The sequence below is a fragment of the Legionella sp. km772 genome (assembly GCF_003989735.1).
Taxonomy (GTDB): Bacteria; Pseudomonadota; Gammaproteobacteria; order Legionellales; family Legionellaceae; genus Legionella.
Map to the genome: position 1 here is coordinate 1 of NZ_RZGQ01000119.1, position 8,412 is coordinate 8,412.

The window sequence follows — 8,412 nt, forward strand, 5'->3', positions numbered from 1 at the left end:
GAAAATCAAATAATCACTATAAAGATCAAGCATATCCATTTAATTCCCTCCCTAAAATTAAGGGCGGAATTCTAATGCTTTTTAGTCAAACTACAAGTTTATGTGCGTAACATGAGTCAATCAGGGGTACACACGAACGGCGATTGCTAAAAAACTAAACATGGGGATTGCCTCTGTTTATCGTATTCTTAAAACCCAACGCCAGGTTAATCCTGACAAAACCATTCCAGGAAGCCAGGGAACTCAAAAAATTGCGGTCGTTGAAGTCTGGTTGCGAGTAGAAAATAACAATAAGTTTGTGCGTGGAAAAAATGAATCCAGACGGCAAATCGAGCAATACTGCTTTTCAGTCTTTGATATGGTTAAAAAAGATAAAGATAGCTGGGAATACATTTTGAAAGTTCCTTATGCCAGTGATAAAGACCTGGATGAAGCTATCTATGACTTAATGCATGAGGCTGAATCGATTGCCGATTGTCGCAATGGATTTACTGAAATGAGTATCATAGAACCTGCAACCGGTAAATCCTGGTGATGAACACATTAATTCATACTATGCGCTGTAGCCTTCTTTCTTCTTTGCCTTAAAAATTTTGAAATAATTTTCATGAAAAAGAGGTTAACAAGCTAACTTTTTAATAACAACACTGTTGACAACAAGCAATCATAACTTATAAACAGGCTTACAAATCAACAAAATGCAAAAAAAAAATCATTTATTATGTGATATGTGATATAATTTTGCCATTTTATGTTAAGTGGCATCTCATTATGAAAGAAAGATTCAATTTATTTTCTCACCAATCAAAATTAAACACATCCTTGGAAACAAAAAAAGTTCACCCAGCAATCGAATACTTCCGTCAGTTACAAACAGCACGACCTTCAACTCAACTGGAAGAGTTTTTATCAAATTTTGCTAAGCCAAAATCAATTGATTCTGAAACTTTTGCAGAAGGAGTGAAAAGGTTTATTCAGTTGGCTAATAGTAATCCGCTTGATAAAAAATCAAGTCCGGGTAGAAAAGCATTATACGGAACTATTTATTCAGGTCTCCATTACAATAATGATTTAGTCAAGTTGTGGAATGCGGAGCATAGTGACTATGATGATCCACTTAAGGGCTCACAGGTAACCACACTTGTTCCATCAGGATGGGATTCTACGTTGCAGGATGGATTTATCACTCTAATTTATAAGGGACAGCAACCAGCTCAAGCATTAGATGAATTAGTCAAAGGACCAACAGTCATTGATTGTGGTATGTTCACTCAATTAAGTTTATGGTTTGGCCTTCGGTACATGCTGGGTAATGAACGATTCAATCAATGTTTTGGGCGTGCCCCATTTTTTATAACCCAGGCTGTCTACAATGGTATTGAAGACAGCAATAAGCCCTATTCTGGAAACCCGCTCTATTCATTTCTATCAAAAGAAGAAGCTAAGACTTCCTCTGTGACTGTTAAACACCTAACTAATTCCCCTTTATATCCTTTAAAACATCCTGGAGGAAATTATGGCGGTGAAAATTGCATCGTAATTGGCAAACAATATTATATTTTTGACCCTCATTTAGAGAGTACTCAAGGAATTACAGAAGATGCCGTATTGAACTTACTACGCCAAGCATTTAATGAAGGAAGAGCACAATACGATACCGATCGCTTATCATTGTATGCTGCAACTCCAGAAGAATTTCATCCTAAATTCTTTCAAACGTATGGCCAATTAATTGAAGCAGCTGAACAATTACGCGATAAAACAATTACAGACGAAGAGTTTCTTCATGTAAAACAAGACACAGCACTTGAATTAACCTTTGATTTGCATAAATTTTCAACGTGGTTGCACCAATTTGAAAACAACATGCAAGTTGACTCCGTGGGGTATTCCCCTCAACCGATTGACTCCTCTCTTCTTCCTATTGAATTACTCAATGTAATTCCATTTGAAAATAAAACATCCATGGACTTTTCTAGATTCAAACAGGAGACACCACAGCAGAAAGAGTTAATGATAATGAGCAAGGAATTTTGTCAAAGCATCATGACTGGCCAATCTAAACTGGTTATATTAACTGGAAAAGCCGGTGTTGGTAAAACAGCATCAGCTGTGTGTGCTGCGAAAGAATTAGCAACACGCGGAAAAAAAGTGCTCTGGATTTCAGAAGTAATGGTCAATGGATGGGCAGACCAAGCTAAAAGTATCTCTGATCTTGATAATTGCGGTCTGGAAATAGATAACTTATTAGCCACAGACCCTGATGTTGTATTTCTAGATGATGATAATTTGGCCGGTTTCAGCGGTAATCTATTGCTTGAAAAAATATATTCTTGGTATGTGAATAATCCGGGAAAAGGATTATTTATTACTTCCAATGAACCCATTCGATTTAATCATTGTTATGGTCACAAATTGGATGGAAAATATTATTATCCCCCATTTAATGATTACTACTCTTCTCAATACCTAAATTGGCAACATAAAGCGGATTTAGCAGGTGAAAGTCTACGTTCCAAACGCGATGGCCAATCGATTGGTGCTATAGTGAGTGACTCCGTCTGGAAAACCCAAGAAGCTAATCTAGGACAGATTGAGCTAATTCCAGCTTTTGACGAAAGCGAGGAATTAGCTCCCATTCGTCAATCATTGAGGAAAACAGGCTCAATAAATTGCAGTGCTTACGATAAATTACGTCCTATACAACAGCGATGGATTCATGTTCATCAGGCAGGTGGGATGTATACATTTTCTGGCATGGGGCGCTCTCATTATGTAGAACCTTTCCTCACGGCAAATCCATCGAAATTTGAAAAAAGCACTTGTAAAACCATTGCACTTGAAATGAGAGAATATAACTCTTCTTATTTAGGAAAAGAAATTGATTCAACTTCTATGGATCAATTAATTCGTGTGCTCAATTATGCTCACGATCAAGGTGGAAGACGAATTATTTTAATCAATCAGACTAGTTACAGCACGGAGCAATTACTAACTCAAATTAAAGCCCAACTTCCAAAGTCTGAGCGTGAAAGAACCTGGTCTCGTTTAATGCTATTACTTTGTGAAACCGAAGACTCTATTTTTAATTATGAGCAATTTAATGGCCATATTGAACATATTGTTCCAGGAAAACATTTTATTGATAAGGGCCGCAAAAGTTTAGAGCGTCCATCTGTACTTGGAAAGAGGACTAATCGTTTCTCTACCAAGTTAATGGATAGTGAATCATTTCTTGATTCATTCTTACCTATCGAATACGACGCTCACGAAAATGATTCTACTTTTGGACTTGCTCCAAAGGATTTTGACCTACAATCTATTCTTTCCAAAATACAATTAAGCTTTTTCAAGGATACAAAAAAGTCATCTATAAAGCCAAATGAGATTAATCCACCAAAATCTGAAACAAAAGTGAAAGAATATAGTGGCATTCCAAAAGGGATTTTTACAGAACAACTTCGCAAACAAGAGGAAGAGTTTTTAACTAAACATCGCCATGATAGTCCAGAATTACAACATGAGTATGATAAAAAGTTTGGAATGATTTTGAAGCAATAGAGAATCAAGGGATCTGATAAAAGTTCGGATGATGATGGCAGCTGTCCCTTATCACACCGACGCTCTATTACATGTAACTCAAGCACACAGGTTTAAGTTATCCCCAGAAAATGTGGATAACTCAATCCTTAAAACGGTGTATGCGTATTTATGCGCAGCGCTTTATAAGGTTCAGCATTTGCGATTCAATTTCTTGTTCAATAAGAAACTGCTGATGCCATAGGTGCTCTAGTTCTCGTCTTACCTCTTGAATGCGTTCTCGAATCGTAACAATAACTTCTTCACTTGATTGTTGATAGATGCTTTGAGTGAGCGTATCCAGTAATGTGCTTTTTTCAAGCATTTGAGCTTCTAGTACAATGAGTCGTTCGTCTTTTTGCTCTTCAATCATCTTATAGTTAGGATTCATTTCGTTATTTTTTTGTTTTTGCCATCGTTCTTCACGCAATTCCTGTTGGTCTTTAAAATCTTGTCCAAAATAGAAGTGTTTATAAAATCCTTTAGGGGTACGCCAACGATTTTCCCGAATCATTTTTGAAAGGATGTTATTCCGGTGTTTAAAACACGTCACATCCGGCAAATAAAACTCAATGTTCAACAGCGCAAACAAATATTCGGCTGCCAGTTGTTTTGGAGATGAAAGTTGCTTTTTGTGTTCAAAAGTTAGATTGAAGAAAGTGCCTAATACCAGTTTTTTGACTTCATCAGGGATTTCTTCCTTGATTTCTGAATAGAGTAAATTCTGAATGGATTCGAATTGCTTGCTTAATCGTTGGAGTATTGTTTTATCCACAGAACGGGTTAATTTTTTAAAGATAATATTATTAATAAAAAAAGAAGGATAAAGATCACTTATATATAATCCCCTCATTTTGAGGGGATCGATCCCCTCATTTATATCAACTTCTTTGCATTGTGGTTTGATATTATCCTGATCCTGATTGTCCTCCTGGTAAGAATCGCTTTGGTCGTTGTGGATATTTGTTGTGTCTTCTGGAGGCGTCTCTGAAACAGGTTTGGATTGCTTAATCAGTGTGAGCAGTTTATCGGTAATATAAATGTAGGTGCCCTTTTTAACTTCAAAGCCACCTTGTTCTTTTGTTCTGCTATAGAGCGCTTGGCGTCGTTCAATAAAACCTTCATCGTGTAATTCTTTGATGTATCGCTCTAAGGTGCTTTGGGGAATGCCTGTGTCTTCAACGATTTGCGCATAGGGTTTCATGAACCATTTACGGTCAGAGTTTTTTAATGTGTAGGTGCTGGTTTGCCAACCAAGCAGTATATAATCCACAAGTTGCGCTTTTCGAGCAGATGGAATCACTTTCATGAGATGTTTAAATCTCAAGTGAAAAATTGAACAAAGGTTCCCCATAGATAATATCCTTATCTTTATTGTTTTTTTGGGGGAACAAAGTTAAACTAATCAGTGGATGGATCCAAAAAATTCGATGGAACTTCTAATTTCCTTGAGTATTTTTGGTGTTTAGCTTTGTTCCAAGCTAATTGAGCTAAGGTTATGAAGAGTTGGCGCTCTTCATAACTGATGTACTCTTTAGTATTTTTTAGTAAATTCTCTTCATTTGATATTCCTCTTTTATTTAAATAAGTAGCTTTTGCATAAATAAAATTTGAAGTTATCCTTTCTTATTAATTGCGTCAATACCCGCTGATATGCATAACTATCTGAAATTAGAGGTTTTTTGTGTTTTATTGGTTCACAAATGGTTCACGTTAATTGTATTAAAAAGGTTTACAAACGGTTCACAAGCTTGCCATTTTTATAGTTTATTTATTTCTTAATTTAATCAATTGAATTTGTGGAAATGTGTTACAAACGGTTCACGTATTTGTTTCTTTATATTATTAAAACGGTTTATTAGTGGCTGGTAAAATACTATCGAATGGTTCACAAACGGTTCACGAGATTGTTTTGTGATTCATATAAATCAAAGGATAATGGTTCACAATTGGTACACATTATATAGGGATATGTTGTTTGATGGTTCACAAGAGGTTTTTTAGTTGTGGTGATTAACGGTTCACAAATGGTTCACATCGATAAATGGTTTGTTTGGAGTTAAAAGGTTCCTATCTAATGCAGAAAAGGTTCACAAATGGTTCACATGGTTACTAGATGAATGGTTCACAAATAGTCCACAGCAAATATGTTGCATAGATACAAAAAATATTTTTATTTTTTTTTGTTATCATTTGTTGACTTGAACGATATGTCATGTAATTGTATGTTTATTGTCTTCTTAATAATAAAAAACATACAAGGTATAAAGAATGGAACAAATAAGCTGGACTAATTCAGATATTCGTAAACTATTCAAAATGGATAATAGATTTAAATCTATTCAAACACTATATAATGCGGAAGATCGAGGAGAAATACCAGTTGCCGGAAGAGAACCTAGAGGGAAAGTTTCAACTAGAATATGGAAACTTGAACAGCTTCCAGAAATAGGGAGACGCTTTGGTTTTTTAAAACCGCCAATCCAACAAAAAGTTTTGTGCACTTATATGCAGAAAGGTGGTGTTTATAAGACAACAACCAGCTACAACCGTGCACGAACTTTAGCGCTGAATGGAATGAAAGTATTGCTAATAGGATTAGACCCAGAGTGTTCTGTTACAGACATTATAATACCTCAACAAGAACTGAATAGACTGGATGATTTTGAACAAGGAATAGGATTGTTTCATTACTTTGTTGAGAATGCTCAGTTAAAAGATATTATTCGTCCAACCTCTCTTCCAACATTGGATTTTATTCCGGAAACCCATGATTTGGTAAAATTAAACAAGTGGATGACGCATGAAAAACGTCGTGAGTATATTTTTCAAGATAAGTTAATCCCACACTTATCAAACTATAATGTGATAATTTTCGATAATAGTCCTACTTGGAACCATTTAGTAGAAAACTCAATTTTAGTTTCATCTGCTGTGATAATGCCTTTAGGTTGTACCTTGCTTGCCTATAATGCCTCTGCTACTAATATGCAAAATATTTGGGACTTCCAAGAAGTAATGAAGTTAACAGATCAGAAGTTGGTAATGTTTAGTACTGCGTTAGAGAGAAGTTCTTTAAGCCAACAAATTAATGCAACATACTTGACGCGATATGTTGATTACATGATAACAACTCCTATACGTAAATCTGTAAAATGGGAGGAAGCATTAATGTCACAGCAAACAATATTAGAGTATGCTTTGGGCTCGCCCCAAGCCGAAGAATATTACCACCTAATATCCGAAGAATGGGCACGAATAAATGGAGGTAGAGATAAATTCGTAGAATTAAACTTAACTAATGAGCTTGAGGTTGTCTAATGGCAATCAAAAAGGGAGCTTTTGAATTATATACTCAAGAAAGGAAATTACCGGATAAAAGAACAAGTAGCTCTGGTAAAAAAAATCACTTTTTTGATGATATTGATAAGGAAAATAACGGTACACAAACGGTCCACAATCAGTTCACAAATGGTTCAAGCCAAGTTATTGTTGACGACTTTGATCCTTTGCGGACTCACAGCGAACAATTTGAAACTAATCCAAGTTTAGATGGTGAAAGCAATACTGCTGATCCGTTGAATAAACCTACGAAATTAAATTTAAGCAGCCTCGATAATAGTTCACAAACGGTTCACAAACGGTTCACAAACGATCGTGGTGAAGTTGAAATAACTACAGACAAGCTATTAAGCTTAAAATCCAACGTTAAGCAGCACAATCATGAAAAAAAATTATTAACGAGCTTTTCAAAAATCATAGGTAATCAGCGCGAAATTGTTATAGCCTTATACAAAAATATACGGATTAATAAATCAGACATGACGGAGGAATTGACATTAGAAACAATAGCAACTTTAACGGGAATAAACCCTAAGTCGTTAAAAAACACGTTATTTAGATTAACTAGTGCGGGTGTAATAAGTCGAGCTGATCAAAAAGTTGGTCGAGGCGGATGGGTCAAATATCAAATAAACTCAGAAATTATTGAGCAAATACAACAAACAGACTTTTTAACATTTACAAAAATAAAAAGGTGAAAAATCTGCTCATTGAATAGCTTGATAGATTTTTTAAGTTACAATTTTGAAAATAGTGTTGATCGATTATCTAATTCAGAAGTTTTCATTAGTTTTGGTTTTGGTTTTGTTGCTATAACTTGTAAACACCAAAAACTAACAGGTATTAAGGTTTCTTCGGAGAAACTTGCTTCTTTTAGATACTCATCAACAAAATCATTTAAAAAATCTGATTTTTTAGCTTCAGGAATTTGTTTTATCTGAGATCCTGCGGCACTGAAGAAATCTTTCAGGTGTTCTTTTGATTTGAAAGAATAAGTCATTTCTTCTTCTGATATTTCAATCACTTCTAATCCTGATCTAATAACCATTTCTTTATAATCAAGTGAATCAAAAAATGAACGAGGGCTTATGAAATCAATAAAGTAATCTTTCCATTTACTACTAGAGCAAATTTTATCTAGAACCAGATGATATAATGATTTTTTATGTGATAAAAGAAGGGCTATTTGAGCACCATATACTGCGGATTTTGCTATTCCAAATAGCGCATTTTGCTGATCTTTAACCCAATGTAGGCAGTTAAAAGAGGTAATAATGTCAAATTGTTCTCTAAAAATATTTTTGCTGGCATCCATGGTTAAAAAACGCAAGTTATATTGATCTGCATATTTCTTCGAAGCAAACTCAATCATTTAGCTAGGTCCGGGGATCTGGAACAAAATTCAGGAAAAATAAGAGCTATTCCCGGTTTGTTAGTTCATTCACCTTACTCTCAGAATGGCTTATCCACAAGTCCATAGGCCAGGAGAGC

Annotated in this window: 6 protein-coding genes; 4 read left to right on the forward strand and 2 right to left on the reverse strand. The window is 35.2% G+C overall.

Annotated features, from left to right (window positions below; genetic code table 11):
• The first annotated feature begins 160 nt into the window (after window positions 1–160).
• Entirely contained in the window at window positions 161–535 is a 375-nt protein-coding gene (locus ELY15_RS11255; RefSeq protein ID WP_127100053.1) for a hypothetical protein, read from the forward strand.
• 236 nt (window positions 536–771) lie between these two features.
• Window positions 772–3,561 carry a hypothetical protein gene (locus ELY15_RS11260; protein WP_127100055.1) on the forward strand — a complete coding sequence of 930 codons (2,790 nt, stop codon included), beginning with the start codon at window positions 772–774 and terminating at the stop codon, window positions 3,559–3,561.
• Window positions 3,562–3,709: 148 nt separating this feature from the next.
• Here the strand turns inward: ELY15_RS11260 and ELY15_RS11265 are convergent, their stop codons facing one another.
• Window positions 3,710–4,852 (reverse strand): hypothetical protein, encoded by a 1,143-nt coding sequence (locus tag ELY15_RS11265; RefSeq protein WP_233586667.1) that lies wholly within the window; start codon window positions 4,850–4,852, stop codon window positions 3,710–3,712.
• Window positions 4,853–5,850: 998 nt separating this feature from the next.
• Between ELY15_RS11265 and ELY15_RS11270 the strand changes: the two genes are divergently transcribed.
• Window positions 5,851–6,900, forward strand: a complete 1,050-nt coding sequence (locus tag ELY15_RS11270) for a ParA family protein (protein WP_127100059.1) — start codon at window positions 5,851–5,853, stop codon at window positions 6,898–6,900.
• Complete coding sequence (locus ELY15_RS11275; protein WP_127100061.1) at window positions 6,900–7,619, forward strand: hypothetical protein; 720 nt, start codon at window positions 6,900–6,902, stop codon at window positions 7,617–7,619. The genes ELY15_RS11270 and ELY15_RS11275 overlap by 1 nt, the downstream gene beginning before the upstream one ends.
• A 38-nt stretch (window positions 7,620–7,657) precedes the next feature.
• Here the strand turns inward: ELY15_RS11275 and ELY15_RS11280 are convergent, their stop codons facing one another.
• Window positions 7,658–8,293, reverse strand: a complete 636-nt coding sequence (locus tag ELY15_RS11280) for a methyltransferase domain-containing protein (RefSeq protein WP_233586670.1) — start codon at window positions 8,291–8,293, stop codon at window positions 7,658–7,660.
• Window positions 8,294–8,412: the final 119 nt, after the last annotated feature.